Consider the following 14,050-nt stretch of genomic DNA (forward strand, 5'->3'; position numbering starts at 1 on the left):
AACACGCTGCCTACAATCAGAGCAAACCGCGCCGCGACAGAGAGGACTGCCATGAAAATCGTCTGCGCTCCTGACAGTTTCAAGGGGTCGATGACAGCGATGCAGGCGGCGCGTGCACTTGCTGACGGTGTTCGTGCAGTCGTACCCGATGCGCAATGCGAGGTGGTTCCGCTGGCTGACGGCGGAGAAGGCTTCGCGCAGGCCATCGCGGATGCCCTGGGGGCGCAGTACCACATCGTCGAGGTTCACGACTCGCTCGGCCGCCCTCGTGAGGCAGGGTTCTGGACGGCAGGTGGCAGCGCGGTCATCGAAGTTGCCGAGGCTGTCGGGCTGGGATTGGTCGCGGCTTGCGACCGGCGAATTTGTTCCATGACCAGCGCTGGAGTGGGTGAGCTGATCTCGGCAGCACTGGACCTTGGTGTTGAGGAGATCCTCATCGGGCTGGGCGGGTCCGGCACGAACGACGGCGGAGCGGGAATGCTGCGCGCCTTGGGTATGAGCTTCATTGACGAGGGTGGCCGTGACGTCGACGGTTCGCCGGAGTGCCTGGGAAAGGTTCGACGTATTGACGTGTCTGGCCTGGATGGGAGGCTGAGGGATGTGCGCGTGCGCGCCGCATGCGATGTGGACAATCCGCTGTGTGGGCCTGGGGGCGCATCCGCTGTATACGGGCCTCAAAAAGGTGCGACACCTCGCGACGTCAAGGTGCTGGATCGTGCGTTGGCAACCTTCGCGCACGCTGACCCGGCAGCGAGCGCCCATGCCGACAAGGCGGGAGCTGGAGCGGCAGGTGGGCTGGGGTTTGCGCTGTCAGCTTTCCTGGGCGCTTCGTTGGAATCAGGGGTGGATCTGGTGATGGAAGGCGTCGGGCTGGCGGAAGTGCTGCGCGGAGCTGACCTTGTGCTGACCGGCGAGGGGTCGATCGACCGGCAAAGTGTCATGGGCAAAACCATCTCCGGGGTGGCGCGCCTGGCACGCGAGGCCGGCAGCGTTCCTGTCATCGCGTGCGCCGGCAGAATTGAACAGGGGCAGGCACTGACTGATGAGCTGTTGCGATGCGGAATCATTGCCGCTGTCCCGATCGTGCCCGGGCCGTGTTCAACGGATGAGGCGGTGTCATCGGGCGAAAGGAACCTGCGTGCCACCGCTTCGCGTGTCATGCGGATCTGGATGGCCCGCGCAGAGAAATCCCCATGGTGTAGCCGCTGACGGCGCCATCACTGCCTCGGTCTTCACGCAGCACCTCAAGACCATTTTTGGCATAAAAGCCGATGGCACGTGAATTGTCCGCGTCAACCCCGATGGCGATGCCGTGTGCGTGCGAGCGCGTGGTCACCGCCTCGGTGAATCTGCCAAGAAGCTGCGTACCGAGCCCGCGTCCCTGCACATCGGACAGCAGGTCGATGTGAAATTCGGCCTCATAGGTGCGGCGAAGATCCGACCACATGGAATCAGGATTGAGGCCGCGTTCAAGCAGTTCACGCTCGCCCTCTGGCCACAGCTCCGTGCCGCCGAAACGCTCGCGCAGCACCGGCACCCAGTGGTCGCGCCACCAGTTCACAAAGGAAGCAACATCGGGGACACCCACGATGTATCCACTGATGCGTGAGCCAGTATCAACCACAAACGACCAGCTCGGAGCGTAACTGACGTACGGCAGTGCGTAAATGTAGGGCAGAATTTCATCATCGGTGAGCCTGCCCCGCGCTCCCCTGCCACTGTCGGCCGTATCAATGCAGATTGAGATCAGATCAGCTGCGTCCGTTAACCGGTACGGGCGAATATGCACCTCCGCCATGGTTCCGTCTACGCCTCAACCAGCACAGTAAAGGGCCCGTCGTTGACCAGTTCAACCTCCATGTGGGCGCCAAACTGGCCGGTCGCCACTTCCAGCCCACGCTCACGCAGCCCCTGAGCCACGGCATCAATCAGCGGTTCAGCCACAGGGCCCGGCGCAGCTGCCGACCACGAGGGTCGCCGGCCTTTACGGGTACTGCCATAGAGTGTGAACTGCGAGACGACCAGGACCGCGCCGCCAATGTCGCTCACCGATTGTTCATCGTCCATGATCCGCAGCTCCGCAATTTTGCGCACCACCGTGTCGACCTGGTCGGGGCCGTCCTCGTGAGTGGCGGCGACGAGGGCGAGGATGCCGGGGCCACTGATTTCTCCGACAACTTCACCATCGACGCGCACGCTCGCACGAGTCACCCGCTGAAGTACTGCTCGCACTGTTATGCCTTCCTTCCACCTGACATATGCGGTGATCCTGCCGGCGGAATATCCAGCCGGCGCAGGTCCTTGTTCGTCAGGTCCTTGCCGGGGCGCTCATCGGGTGAATCTTCACTGCGACCGTCACGCGGCACGATGATTTCCTGCGCAGCGCTAACCCCGTCAATGTCAAAGACCGTGTCTTCTGAGACGTTGCGCGAAATGAGCGCCAGCGCAACGGGGCCAAGTTCGTAATGCCGTGCAGCTGATGTGACCACACCCACCTGCCGGTTTCCACGCATCAGTCTGGCTCCACTTTCCGGCAGATCTCCGCGTGAGCCATCGAGTTGCAGGAAGGTCAAGCGCCTGGGCGGTTTACCAAGGTTCACCACACGTGCCACAGATTCCTGCCCGCGGTAGCAGCCTTTATGCAGATGGACGGCAGTGCGCATCCAGTCGAGTTCAGCCGGGATGGATCGAGCGTCCGTGTCCCGTCCGATAAGAGGACGCCATGCCGCAATGCGCAGTGCGTCCCAGGCAAGCATTCCGGCAGGCGTCATGCCGTCGCTGTCGCCCGCCGAACTCATCATGTCGGTGATGGCGCCGTCGCCCTCGACAATGTGGAGGTGGAAATGCGTGTCAGATCCCGGGTGCTTGCTGCCTGCAAAGTAACGCGTGCCGCCTTCCACGACTCCTGGCCACGGGTCATCCCACGTGAACAGGTATCCCGGCAGGTTGCGTGCTGTTTCAGCAAGCGGATCGGTCTGGGCGTCAGAGCTGACGGTGCCGATCACGCGAATGTCGTGGCGCGCCGCCACTTCGACGCGCAGCATGAATTTCATGGACTCGAGCCACTGGGCCAGTGCGCCGACGCGGTTACGCACAGTTACGAGCCACGTCGTTTCACCGTCATCGTGGACTGCTGCGGCGTGCTCGATGCGGCCGTTGGCATCCAGCACCAGCAGTTCTTTTGATTCTGCAGGCGTCATGCCATTGATGATCTGCGAGGTCATGTTCGTGAGCCATGACTGACGATCAGGCCCGCTCACAGTCACTGCTGCCAGAGTGGACAGATCCGTGAAGGCCCGCGATTCAGCCAGTGCCCACTGCTCCCCGATCGGGTCGCCGTAGTGAATCGGCAGGCCGACCCACTCGCCCTCACCTGCAACAGCTTTCGGCCAGGTCAACAGTGGCGAATGCAGCTGATCAGTCATCGCTGTCCTGCGCATCGACGCCACCGTGGTTCGCCGCAGCGTTGCTCGGCGTTCTTGCAGAATCTGATGTGACAGCGTCCCCCTCGTCAATTCGCATGAGACGACCGGAAATCGAGGTAATCGACTCGCCTGCACCCACCATTGTGACGTCCTGAGCCCACATGAGTTCACCTGCGACCAGGCCGAACATGCGAGAGGCTTCCTCAACGGGTTGAGCGCGTGGGCTGCGTGCGATCGCGTCGGAAATCATGCGTACGCGCGGCCCCATCGACACTCCCGCCCACAGCGTCGCCAGACCTTTCTGATCCGCGCCACTGGCAGTGAGCTCTCGGGTTTGGAACTGTCCGGGAGGGGGCAGCTCCTGCGTCGTCGGCATGACGCTGACGTACACGGTTTCCTCATTGATCAGGTCCTGTTCGACGAGGGCGGCCAGGCCTTCCTCGGTCGAGGCACTCGGGTCAAGCGACTGAACGCGCGACGTTGCCGAGTAGATGCGGGTCACCATGCGCATCTGTGTGCCCACGGCTTCGCACGTGATCTCTTCAATGACCATCTGATCGGGCACATCGTCACTGTCAGCGGAGGTGGCGGGGGTGTTCTGGTCGGATTCTCCGGACGTGTCGGGGGTGGCGGGCGCCGCGTGCGATCCGGCAATCACGCCCCAGCCGCGCCACTGTCCCAGCATCCACGCCAGGGGTGCAATTTCTCGAGGAGTGTTCTCATCAAGTACAAACATGCTTCTTACTGTACGGGCCTTCACGACGATTCACGAGGGCGACCAGCAATTCTCTGGTCTTGTTCGCCATCACCGAAGCGGGCAACACTGCGCACTGATGGCGGGGACGGCACCGGCGGAACCTGGAGTTGGCAAGGTCACTGAGCGTCAGTGTGGGTGGCAATGCTAGGCTGAACGCGGCATCGGGCCGCTAAGCCCCGGGCTCCAACTATTGCCGCTACGAGCGGCCTTCGCGCCGACAGGCGCTTTCGGTCCGGTGCCACTTTCACCCCCGCCTCATTTCCAGCACCTTGCGATGATCAATGACAGATTGTTGGGGCCGGAGATATTGATATGTGGCAGTGCGACATGGCACGGTAGTACTCAAGTAGATGAAACTGATCTAGTCGTGCTGGTGAGCTGCGTTCTCGTGATCGCTCTGGTTGCAGCCGGCGTTCTTGTCATCACCTCACGTCACTCTGATCCACTCTCTGCAAGTGAAGCCACAGAGGCACTCCGAAATGTCGCGGTCAGTGGTATTGGCCCCGTTGATGAAGTCGAGGGCCCCATCCGCTATACCGACGTTGAGCCGCTGCAGTTCAAGAGCACTCAATGCCAGAAGCTTTTTGACAGCCTGCCGTCACCGGATTACATGAGTCACACGTCATTGATTGAGGGAGTGACCTCTGTGGCCTTCATTGAGCTGTCACTCTTCCTCAGTAAGGCCAACGCGCAGGAATTCTACAATCTCCACTTGGAGAGAAATCGGAAAGGATGCGATGGTGAGGCAATTGATGCGGCGGTCACCGGCCTGGACTTCAGAAAGGACGGCAGAGTCAGCGGCGCGCAGTACGTCACCTTCACGGCTGATCTTGCCGATCCTGATCCACATGAGACGCATACGTTTACTCGTATCGCGTGCTCCAACCTCGTGTTGGGAATCTACTTCACCAGCGCAGGCGAACCAGTAAGCGCCGAAGCGATCCATGAAACAGTGACGTCGATTATCGATGCGGTTCGATGAGGATCTGACCACCAGGCACTGACAGCCGGTTGAGCGCCGGGCACAGCAGCTCACCGTACGAGATAGAAAGATGGCTTAGTTCGAGGCCCTTTCACGTCGCCTTGCTCACTTTTTAACGGTTCGCACCACAGGTCCACACCTCCTGCGCTCTCGCCGTTGGCGCTATTCTGCGGTTTCCATCCACTCCTCACCGATTAGGTAAGGTTTGCCTTTCTTATTTTACGCTGTCATAATAACAGCATTTCTTGAGAGACGGACTGATCCGGCAGAAGGGTCGTCGAGCACCTGTGAAAGGGTTATCATGACAAACAAACTGATCTCATCGATTCCAGCAATCCTTCTGGGACTTCTCATCGCATTCGCGCCCAAGACTTTCGCGCAGCCATGCCCTCCGATGGAAGATGGGCACTTCATGAAGTGCCACTGGTCAGCTCAGGCGGCCCTCGGCATCGGTCTGGTTATCGCAGTCATCGGCGTCATTGCGTTCTTCGTTGACACCCGCATCCAGACAGGACTGGCAATTGCAGCTGGCCTCAACGGCGCTTTGACTATCGCCATCGTCAAGGTTCTCATTGGCGGATGCATGAAGGCCGACATGCACTGCAACATGATCATGATCCCCACGCTGATGGTTCTGGGCATCCTGACCATTGTCTACGCGGTGGTTGTGGTGTACGTGAACAGTCGCGTCAAGACAATCGCACCCGCCTCACAGAAGTAAGTTCTGCAGGCAGACCGTGACACGTCACAACCTACTGCGACGGCTACCGCTGAAGAACTTATCGAGCAGACCACTGCGCACCTTCGCGCTGATATTCATCGTCAGTGTTCTATCCGGTACCTTCTTCGGCGGTACCGTCTTGTCGTTCAACCTTAAGACCGGTCTGGCGAGTATGCAGGAACGCATGGGTGCCGACCTCATGGTTGTTCCTCAGGTTTCCCGTCCGCAGGCGGAAGCACTGCTGACCAATACCGGTTCCTCCACCTTCTACTTCATCAACAACATCGCCGAGTTGGTGGCCAAGGCCAACGGGATCGAAAAGCTCACCGCGCAGACTTATATTGCGTCGTTGACGGCAAGTTGCTGTGACGACCAGGTTCAGATCATCGGTTTCAATCCACAGACCGATTTCATTATTGAGCCTTGGGTGTCCTCGCAATACGACAAACAGCTTGCTGACGGTGACGTCATTGCAGGCTCGAAGATCAAAGTGTCTGCAAACGGTGACATCAAACTTTTCGGCCACCACTTCCCTGTCGCAGCGCAGCTCGCACCCACCGGCACCTCATTGGACAGCTCAGTGTTCGTCAATCCGGCAACCGTTCCTCAAGTCGTGAAGTACTCGGCGGAAGTGGGCCATCCGGCCATTCCGGAAGAACATGCGGGCAATGCGATCTCCGCCGTCCTGCTCACAGTCAAAGATGGAGTCGACCCGCACGAGGTGGCAGACAACATCACCAAGGCGACGGGGATGGGAAGCCTCGGCTTCGTCTACCCCGGAGGAATTACGGCGACCACCAAAGCTCACCTGAACGTGATCACGGGATATGCCTACGCATTCGTGGGCGCGGTATGGGTGCTGGGCGCGATCGTGCTGTTCGCTGTGTTCTTAACCTCGGTCAATGAGCGGAAGAAAGAATTTGCCTCACTGCGCATCATGGGAATGCGCAAGTCCCACCTCGTTCACGTGTACCTCACTGAATCAGCGCTGATCGGCCTGGCTGGCGGTGTGATCGGAATCGGCCTGGCTTCCCTCGTCGTTTTCCCATACAGCACGCTGATTACAGACGCCCTGGCACTGCCCTATCTTCAGATCAGCATCGCGCAAGTGTTGGGTCTGGCAGTGGGGAGCGTGTTGGCAGCCACCCTCGTCGGTATGGCAGCCTCAAGCCTGTCAGCATGGAAGTTGTCGCGAGCCGAGACGTATACGACTTTCCAGAGGGGGCAGTAATGACACTCGTGACCACTCGGGACCTCACCCGGGAATTCACGCGACGCGGCACAGTGTTCGCGGCGGTTGATCATGTGAACCTGACGGTCGATGCCGGTGAGTTCATTGCGATTGTCGGCCGGAGCGGCAATGGGAAGACCACGCTGTTAAATCTGATCGCTGGCCTGTTGGCTCCCACATCGGGTGTTGTTCTCATTGACAACAAAGCAGTCTCGCACCTCAGCGACCATGAGCTATGCAATCTTCGGGCGCGCACCCTCGGTTTCATTACGCAGCACCATTCACTGCTTCCCAGCCTGAACATCCTCGACAATGTTCTGCTGCCTGGAGAGATCGCCGGCGAGGCAGACCTGGCCGGCCTTGAAGAGCGCGGCCGCGAACTGCTGGAGCGGATGGATATTGCGCCACTTGCTGACGCCTACCCCTCGGAACTGTCAGGTGGAGAACTGCGGCGGGCCAGCGTTGCGCGCGCAGTCATTAACTCCCCTGCGATCATCATTGCTGACGAACCGACCGGCGATCTTGATGCGGACAGCACGGCGCTGGTACTTGAGCTATTGCGCGACAGTGCCGCGACAGGCGCAGCGGTCATCATGGTCACGCACGACCAACAGGCTCTGAGCGCGACCGATACGACCTACACCATTGACAACGGAGTGCTGAGCGCCGGCTCGGAACACAGCTAAGCGGAAGCTCCGAGCAAAGCTGAGCTCCAACTCCATCGAAGCTGAGCGGCAGCTCGGCGCAGGGGCGCGCAGCCTCGTCGACATTCAAGCTGCGCGCACCGACTGCAGATCAGAGCGCGTGGCGCACAATGATGGCTTCGCGTCCTGCTCCCACACCGATCGAGGAGATGCGGCACTTGGACAGCTCCTCCAGGCGCAACACGTACTCCTGAGCCTTTTGAGGCAGGTCCTCGAAGGTGCGCACGCCGGAGATGTCGTCACTCCATCCGGGCATCTCTTCATAGATGGGTGTTGCAGCCTCGAAGTCTGACTGATTCATTGGCATCTCATCCAAACGCTGCCCGTTCACCTCATAGGCCACGCACACCGGAATCGTGTCATATCCGGTCAGGACGTCCAGTTTCGTCAAGCACAGGTCAGTCAACCCGTTGACGCGCGATGCGTATCGCACGACCACAGCATCGAACCATCCAGTACGACGCGGCCGCCCCGTCGTCACACCGAATTCGCCGCCGCGTTTACGCAGTTCATCACCGACTTCGTCAGTAAGCTCCGTTGGGAAAGGCCCTTCACCTACGCGCGTCGTGTACGCCTTGGCAACACCCACCACACGGTCGATGCGGGTAGGCCCGACACCTGTTCCGGTCAGTGCGCCACCGGCCGTCGGATTTGATGAGGTCACAAACGGGTAGGTTCCATGATCAATGTCGAGCATTGTGGCCTGGCCACCCTCGAACAAGACGGTCTTGCCTTCATCCAAAGCATCGTTGACCAGCAATGACGCATCCACCACCATGGGGCGCACGCGGTCAGCGTACGACAGCAGTTCGCGCGTGACCTCCTCCGGATCGAGCGTTTCCATACCAACAGATTCAAGTAGCGGGTTCTTCTGAGCCAGGGCGCTGCGCACCTTCTGCTCAAGGGTCGGCGGATCGAACAGATCCTGAATGCGGATGCCGATGCGGTTCATCTTGTCCGCATATGTCGGCCCGATGCCTCGGCCAGTGGTGCCGATCTGCTTGTCGCCCAGCAACTTCTCACTGGCGTTGTCCACCAAGCGGTTGTAAGGCGGGATGATGTGCGCGGCCGCCGAAATCTTCAGTTTCGAGCAGTCCACACCGCGAGCGCTGATCTGTTCCATCTCATCGAAAAGAACGCTCAGGTCGACCACCACGCCGTTGCCAATCAGCGGTGTGACACCTTTGGACAGGATACCTGCGGGCAGCAGGTGCAGCGCGTACTTTTCTCCGTCGACGACGACGGTATGGCCGGCGTTGTTCCCACCGTTGAACTTGACGACGACGTCGGTGCGCTGACCCAGCTGGTCAGTGGCCTTGCCCTTCCCTTCGTCGCCCCATTGTGCGCCCAAAACGATCACGGCTGGCATTCGGTTATGCTCCCCTACTTGGTGGCTCGCCTGTCTTCTTGATGGACGAGGGTGTCTCACGGTCACCTGGCTGAAACACCGTCGTCCAGTCTATCGCGATTGACGCGTTCTCATCACTAGTGTCCAGTTCGTGCGGGCAGCGCGCCGGGAATCCCCGGCGTACCTGTCAGCGAGCGTCGGCGCGCGTGGCCGCCACCTCGTACAACGCGATGCCCGTGGCAACCGACGCGTTCAAAGACTCAACGGTGGAGCTGATCGGAATCGACACGATCTGGTCGCAGGTGTCGCGCACCAGGCGTGACAGTCCAGCCCCTTCCGCACCCGTGACAATAACCAGTGGCTCGGTCGACAAGGGCAGGCGGCGGATCGACTGGTCACCCCCGCCGTCCAATCCGACCACGAAGTACCCGGCCTTTTTGGCGACACGCAGAAACTGTACAAGGTTGGACACCTGCGCAACCGGGACGCGCGCGGCTGCACCAGCGGACACCTTCCACACGGTGGCGTTCACACCTGCCGAGCGGCGCTGCGGAATCACCACGCCTCCCGCGCCAAATGCGCCAGCAGCACGCAACGTCGCACCCAGATTGTGCGGGTCCGTCACCTGGTCAAGTGCCACCACCATGGGCGGCTCACTCTGCTGAAGCAGGTCACCAAGCAGTTCGTCTGCATCGGCATATTCGTAGGCGTCCACCTCGGCAGCTACTCCCTGATGCACGGCACCATCCGTTGCAACGTCCAGGTCGCGCCTGGTCACTTCAATCACCGGCGCTCCCAGAGAGGATGCTGTGCGGATCACGGATTCGAGTCGCTCATCGGCCGTTGTGGTCGGTGAAATGAAGACGCGCAGAATCGGCACGCCTGCCTGAGCTGCTTCGGCAACGGGGTTACGCCCACAGATCAGCTCGTGGCCTTCGGGAATCTTGATAGAGGTCCTGGAGCGGGCACGTGCCAGCGCTGCTTCCTGTTGCTCACGCTTTTCACGGGCAACTTTGCGCTTGTGGGCGGCGTGGTAGACGCGATCCTCAGCTTTCGGAGTGGGGCCCTTACCCTCCAGACCCCGGCGTGAATGGCCGCCGGTTCCTACGCGTGGCCCCTTCTTGGAGTTAGGTTTGCGGATGGCTCCACGTCGACCGTAATTACTTGCCATCTGTTGACTCCTGCCTTCTTATGCTGATCGCGGGCTTGAGCACGGCTGCACATACGGATGCTACGTGAGGTGCTCAATGGATGCTTCCAGCCGCCTCACCTGGTGATGTGGCGATTCGCGCCGTGCAAGTCCTTCACTTTATCGTACGGCCCGCCCCACATTCGAGTGCATTTTCGTGGATCCTTGCCACATTTGTGCCGCTAGGCGCCGGTGTCGCTGTGTGAACCCGCAGCACGACGCTCCGCGTGCCATCTAGTCTTGCCGTCTTAGCTGTGCCGACCAAGCTGTGCTGGCGAGAGCTGGTGTGCGCGGCGAGAAGGTTTAGTCGGCTGCCAGGTGCCAGGTCGCACCGTCTTTGCCGTCCTCCACCGTGATGCCGGCTTCGGTCAGCGTGTCTCGCAGCTGGTCGGCTCGCGTCCAGTCTTTATCTGCTCGGGCTTGCGCACGCTCGTTCAAAATACCGGTCACAAGATTGTCGAGGGCGTCCATTGCGCCGTTTGATCCGCTGCCGTTCGTGCCTGTCGTTGCTCCAGTTTCCCCGCGAGTGGTGGCCTTCCACTGATCGGACAGGGGATCCACGCCCAGCAGATCCAGCATGGATCGCACGAGGACGTGTTCGCGGCGAATCGCCTCTGTGTCGCCGCTGGCCAGGGCCTGGTTACCGACTTTGAGGTGTTCGTAAATCACGGCGAGGGCGCCGGCGACGTTCAGGTCATCGTTCAAAGCATTGACGAACCCTTCAGGCAGATCTTTCTCCCCCAGCTGCAGTTCTTCGACGGTTGCTTCGCCTGCAGCTTCCGCACTCTTGAGAGCAAAGGTAATGAACTTTTCAGATGCCGCTTGAGCCGCCGGCAACGTGTCGGGTCCCCACTCCAAGGCTGAACGGTAATGCACTGTTGACAATGCCCAGCGCACAGCCAGAGCGGGTGCCTGCTGCGTCAGCGCATCCACGGACAGAACGTTGCCCACGGATTTCGCCATCTTCTCACCCTTAATGGTGACCCAGGCATTATGAACCCACATGCGGGCAAATCCCCATCCGGCTCCGTGTGACTGTGCCTGCTCGTTTTCGTGGTGCGGGAATCGCAGGTCAATGCCGCCCCCGTGGATGTCGAATTCTTCGCCCAGGTAACGCTTCGACATAGCCGAGCATTCCAGGTGCCAACCCGGCCGCCCTCGTCCCCACGGAGAATCCCACGAGGCGGTGGCTGGTTCGCTGGGTTTGGCAGCCTTCCACAAGGCGAAGTCGCGGGAATCGCGTTTGCCTGCCTCGACATCCGCGTCAATCTGCGCGTCATCTTCCGTGGAACGCATATCGTCCAGTTTCTGACGGGTCAGCGAGCCGTAATCTTCTTGCGAATGAACGTCGAAATACACATTGCCCTGGCCGTCCGCGTACGCATGTCCACGTTCAATCAGGCGCTCCACCAGCGCGATCTGGTCAGGGATGTGGGCAGTGGCACGTGGCTCAAAGGTGGGTGGCACCACGCCGAGGGTCGCATACGCATCGGCAAATTCGCGCTCGAATCGAGACGCCCACGCCCACCACTGCACTCCTGCTTCAGCTGATTTGGCGAGGATCTTGTCATCAATGTCGGTGATGTTGCGAATGTAGGTTACCTGCGTGCCGTTGCGGCGCAGCCAGCGGATCAGCGTGTCGAAGGCGACCGCACTGCGCAGGTGTCCGATGTGCGGAGACCCCTGCACGGTAGCACCGCACAGGTAAATCCCGACGTGTCCGGGGTGGACAGGCTCCAGCGGAGCCAGTGCGGCCTTTTTCAAATCGTGCAGATACAGCGTCATGCCTCTTATCGTAATGCGCCGCGCGCGCATTCCTCATCTTCGCCCTGCGATCCGCGCCCGCCCGAGGGTTGCCATATGCGCCACCGGCCCCTCTTCCGCCGACGCGCTGCAACCCACGCGCAATGGGGCTGCCAGATTGTGAAGCGCACGTACCCTCATGGGGTTGCTGCAACCCACGCGGAATGGGGCTGCCCGCGCCCGTCAGTCTCTGGCCCTATCTGACTTCATCCACGCCCCGCCCGGCGCAGCCCGCCATCCACAGACTGTCGCCTCGACCTATTCTTGCGCGCGAGCTACTTCTATCCTGAGCACCGTAAATCCGACCATTGCAACCACATCTCACTTGGGTACACAGTCCAAACCAGAGGAGCACTGATGCCTGCTGTTGCATTCGACTTTGACAAGATCCTGATCCGATCATCTCGCGACAGACGCATCTCGCGAGAAAAAGCCACCTCGATGAATCTCATTGCCTTAGGAAAAGGTTTCTACGTTGCTCGATACATACTGGAGGAGCTACCCGACAAGTGGGCAGTTATCAATTTCATTAATCGGGCGCGAGCATGGATTCTCACGCGCTACCGACACAGCAAATGCATCGTAATTGGCCACGCCGCATGCGTCGTCCACGGCATCAGCACTCTCTCCTCGCTGACAACAATCGATCTCTTGCATCCAGCGCCCCTGAATTCGACCACATCGACAAGTTTTCTGCCCCCAGTCCAGCTGTCTGAAAACGACGTTATCCCAGCGATAACCGTGCGTAGACATCACCGGCAGCTGTTAAGCGAACCGGTCACATTTTCTCATGGGATTCGTTGCTGTTCACTGAAAGACGCCGCTATTTCAACTGGAGTTCTAGACGATACGGCGAATAGTCACGTCGTCATGTGTGGAGTTCTGCGCATCCTGTCTCGCTTCGACCGGCGGGAATACGACATGTCTCGGAAGCGAGAGGATGCAGTCCGCAAAGATCTACTTTTACTCGCACGCAAATTGCCTGAACGGACTCGTAACAAGAAACACCTTTCGCACATCATCGAGGGTGCAGACGCCGCGTGTGAATCCGTTGCAGAACGACACTTGCTATGGATCATGCGTCAAGGTGGCATCACGGAGGTCTGCACGCAGATGAAAGTGCTGCATGACGGCTACACGTTCTTCACAGATTTTGGAATTCCAGACCTTCGTATCGCCATCGAATTTGATGGGCGTTCGAAACACGGAACTGATGCTGACGACATATTCGCAAGCTTGGAGGCTCAGCAATACCGCCAGAAAAAGCTTGAGGCCGCAGGTTTCACCGTTTTGCGTTTTGTGTGGAAGGATCTGCGCTCGCCTGAACGCATCGTGGCTGAAATTCGCCTCCACATGGAGCGGGCGTACGCACGCAAGGTTCTCTTCAGCAGTTCCGCCGATCGCCAGTTTTCCTCAGCACCGCCCGGATAGTGCAGCTCTCCTCAGCAGCGGGCATACCTCCGCTTTTTCGCGCGTCGTGTCGCGCTTTGCTCTTCTCCCTGCGTCTCCGCGACCCCTTTTCTCGTGCGCTTATCCGACAAACCAGCCGCCGATGCAACACAACACCCTAGATCTTCGTGCCTGCGTTGCACATTCCCCTAAATCTTCACGGTCTTGATGCACATTCCCCTAGATTTGACGCGAAAATTGCACATACCCCTAGCTAAAGTCGGCACCCCAAAAGGACAAAACCTATTTCCGCAGGTCAGCTGTCAGTAGCTTCCGGCGGCCTCGAGCCTCACGCGTTAAATCTAGGGGATTGTGCATTTTTACATGACTTTTTAGGGGTATGTGCACGTGGAGGGTTTAAATCTAGGGGTATGTGCACGTGGAGGGTTTAAATCTAGGGGTATGTGCACGTGGAAGGCTTAAATCTAGGGGTATGTGCAC

At 59.6% G+C, this 14,050-nt stretch carries 13 protein-coding genes; 6 read left to right on the forward strand and 7 right to left on the reverse strand.

The window, feature by feature from the left end; genetic code table 11:
- Window positions 1-51: 51 nt before the first annotated feature.
- Window positions 52-1,209: a glycerate kinase family protein gene (locus AC1DA5_RS07430; protein ID WP_480289753.1), complete on the forward strand. Its 1,158-nt coding sequence runs from the start codon at window positions 52-54 to the stop codon at window positions 1,207-1,209.
- Here AC1DA5_RS07430 and AC1DA5_RS07435 read toward each other — a convergent pair.
- Genes AC1DA5_RS07435 through AC1DA5_RS07450 form a run of 4 tightly spaced genes read right to left on the reverse strand, consistent with a single transcriptional unit; the run spans window position 1,157 to window position 4,161 of the window.
- On the reverse strand, window positions 1,157-1,798 hold the full coding sequence (locus AC1DA5_RS07435) for a GNAT family N-acetyltransferase (RefSeq protein ID WP_092648195.1): 642 nt from the start codon (window positions 1,796-1,798) through the stop codon (window positions 1,157-1,159). The two genes, AC1DA5_RS07430 and AC1DA5_RS07435, sit on opposite strands and share 53 nt — an antisense overlap.
- An 8-nt stretch (window positions 1,799-1,806) precedes the next feature.
- Window positions 1,807-2,232, reverse strand: coding sequence for a D-aminoacyl-tRNA deacylase (gene dtd, locus AC1DA5_RS07440; RefSeq protein WP_092648194.1), 426 nt, complete (start codon window positions 2,230-2,232; stop codon window positions 1,807-1,809).
- A 2-nt stretch (window positions 2,233-2,234) separates the two neighbouring features.
- Window positions 2,235-3,425 (reverse strand): CAF17-like 4Fe-4S cluster assembly/insertion protein YgfZ, encoded by a 1,191-nt coding sequence (ygfZ, locus tag AC1DA5_RS07445; protein ID WP_480289755.1) that lies wholly within the window; start codon window positions 3,423-3,425, stop codon window positions 2,235-2,237.
- A complete protein-coding gene (locus tag AC1DA5_RS07450; protein WP_480289757.1) occupies window positions 3,418-4,161 on the reverse strand; it encodes a heme-binding beta-barrel domain-containing protein in 744 nt (247 codons plus the stop codon). The genes ygfZ and AC1DA5_RS07450 overlap by 8 nt, the downstream gene beginning before the upstream one ends.
- A gap of 394 nt (window positions 4,162-4,555) precedes the next feature.
- Here AC1DA5_RS07450 and AC1DA5_RS07455 point away from each other — a divergent pair, with 394 nt between their 5' ends.
- From AC1DA5_RS07455 to AC1DA5_RS07470, 4 genes are all read left to right on the forward strand, one after another.
- A complete protein-coding gene (locus tag AC1DA5_RS07455) occupies window positions 4,556-5,164 on the forward strand; it encodes a hypothetical protein (RefSeq protein WP_480289758.1) in 609 nt (202 codons plus the stop codon).
- Between the two features lie 301 nt (window positions 5,165-5,465).
- On the forward strand, window positions 5,466-5,885 hold the full coding sequence (locus tag AC1DA5_RS07460; protein WP_092648190.1) for a DUF4418 family protein: 420 nt from the start codon (window positions 5,466-5,468) through the stop codon (window positions 5,883-5,885).
- A gap of 16 nt (window positions 5,886-5,901) precedes the next feature.
- Entirely contained in the window at window positions 5,902-7,116 is a 1,215-nt protein-coding gene (locus AC1DA5_RS07465) for an ABC transporter permease (protein ID WP_092648189.1), read from the forward strand.
- Complete coding sequence (locus AC1DA5_RS07470) at window positions 7,116-7,802, forward strand: ABC transporter ATP-binding protein (RefSeq protein WP_058237754.1); 687 nt, start codon at window positions 7,116-7,118, stop codon at window positions 7,800-7,802. The genes AC1DA5_RS07465 and AC1DA5_RS07470 overlap by 1 nt, the downstream gene beginning before the upstream one ends.
- A 109-nt stretch (window positions 7,803-7,911) precedes the next feature.
- On the opposite strand, the gene AC1DA5_RS07475 is transcribed toward AC1DA5_RS07470, so the two are convergent.
- From AC1DA5_RS07475 to cysS, 3 genes are all read right to left on the reverse strand, one after another.
- Entirely contained in the window at window positions 7,912-9,189 is a 1,278-nt protein-coding gene (locus tag AC1DA5_RS07475; protein WP_058237753.1) for an adenylosuccinate synthase, read from the reverse strand.
- Window positions 9,190-9,355: 166 nt separating this feature from the next.
- Complete coding sequence (rlmB, locus tag AC1DA5_RS07480; protein ID WP_092648188.1) at window positions 9,356-10,339, reverse strand: 23S rRNA (guanosine(2251)-2'-O)-methyltransferase RlmB; 984 nt, start codon at window positions 10,337-10,339, stop codon at window positions 9,356-9,358.
- A gap of 321 nt (window positions 10,340-10,660) precedes the next feature.
- The gene (cysS, locus tag AC1DA5_RS07485; protein WP_092648187.1) at window positions 10,661-12,142 is read right to left on the reverse strand and encodes a cysteine--tRNA ligase; all 1,482 of its coding nucleotides are present in this window, start codon (window positions 12,140-12,142) and stop codon (window positions 10,661-10,663) included.
- Window positions 12,143-12,517: 375 nt separating this feature from the next.
- On the opposite strand from cysS, the gene AC1DA5_RS07490 reads away from it, so the two are divergent.
- The gene (locus AC1DA5_RS07490; protein ID WP_480289762.1) at window positions 12,518-13,591 is read left to right on the forward strand and encodes an endonuclease domain-containing protein; all 1,074 of its coding nucleotides are present in this window, start codon (window positions 12,518-12,520) and stop codon (window positions 13,589-13,591) included.
- Window positions 13,592-14,050: the final 459 nt, after the last annotated feature.

It is taken from the genome of Pauljensenia sp. C0254C2, from assembly GCF_056583835.1.

What these genes read in the sequence shown, in the direction of transcription:
- AC1DA5_RS07430 (WP_480289753.1), top strand. Translation starts at nt 52, where the DNA reads ATGAAAATCGTCTGCGCTCCTGACAGTTTCAAGGGGTCGATGACAGCG.
- AC1DA5_RS07435 (WP_092648195.1), bottom strand. Translation starts at nt 1,798, where the DNA reads ATGGCGGAGGTGCATATTCGCCCGTACCGGTTAACGGACGCAGCTGAT.
- ygfZ (WP_480289755.1), bottom strand. Translation starts at nt 3,425, where the DNA reads ATGACTGATCAGCTGCATTCGCCACTGTTGACCTGGCCGAAAGCTGTT.
- AC1DA5_RS07450 (WP_480289757.1), bottom strand. Translation starts at nt 4,161, where the DNA reads ATGTTTGTACTTGATGAGAACACTCCTCGAGAAATTGCACCCCTGGCG.
- AC1DA5_RS07460 (WP_092648190.1), top strand. Translation starts at nt 5,466, where the DNA reads ATGACAAACAAACTGATCTCATCGATTCCAGCAATCCTTCTGGGACTT.
- AC1DA5_RS07470 (WP_058237754.1), top strand. Translation starts at nt 7,116, where the DNA reads ATGACACTCGTGACCACTCGGGACCTCACCCGGGAATTCACGCGACGC.
- AC1DA5_RS07475 (WP_058237753.1), bottom strand. Translation starts at nt 9,189, where the DNA reads ATGCCAGCCGTGATCGTTTTGGGCGCACAATGGGGCGACGAAGGGAAG.
- rlmB (WP_092648188.1), bottom strand. Translation starts at nt 10,339, where the DNA reads ATGGCAAGTAATTACGGTCGACGTGGAGCCATCCGCAAACCTAACTCC.
- cysS (WP_092648187.1), bottom strand. Translation starts at nt 12,142, where the DNA reads ATGACGCTGTATCTGCACGATTTGAAAAAGGCCGCACTGGCTCCGCTG.
- AC1DA5_RS07490 (WP_480289762.1), top strand. Translation starts at nt 12,518, where the DNA reads ATGCCTGCTGTTGCATTCGACTTTGACAAGATCCTGATCCGATCATCT.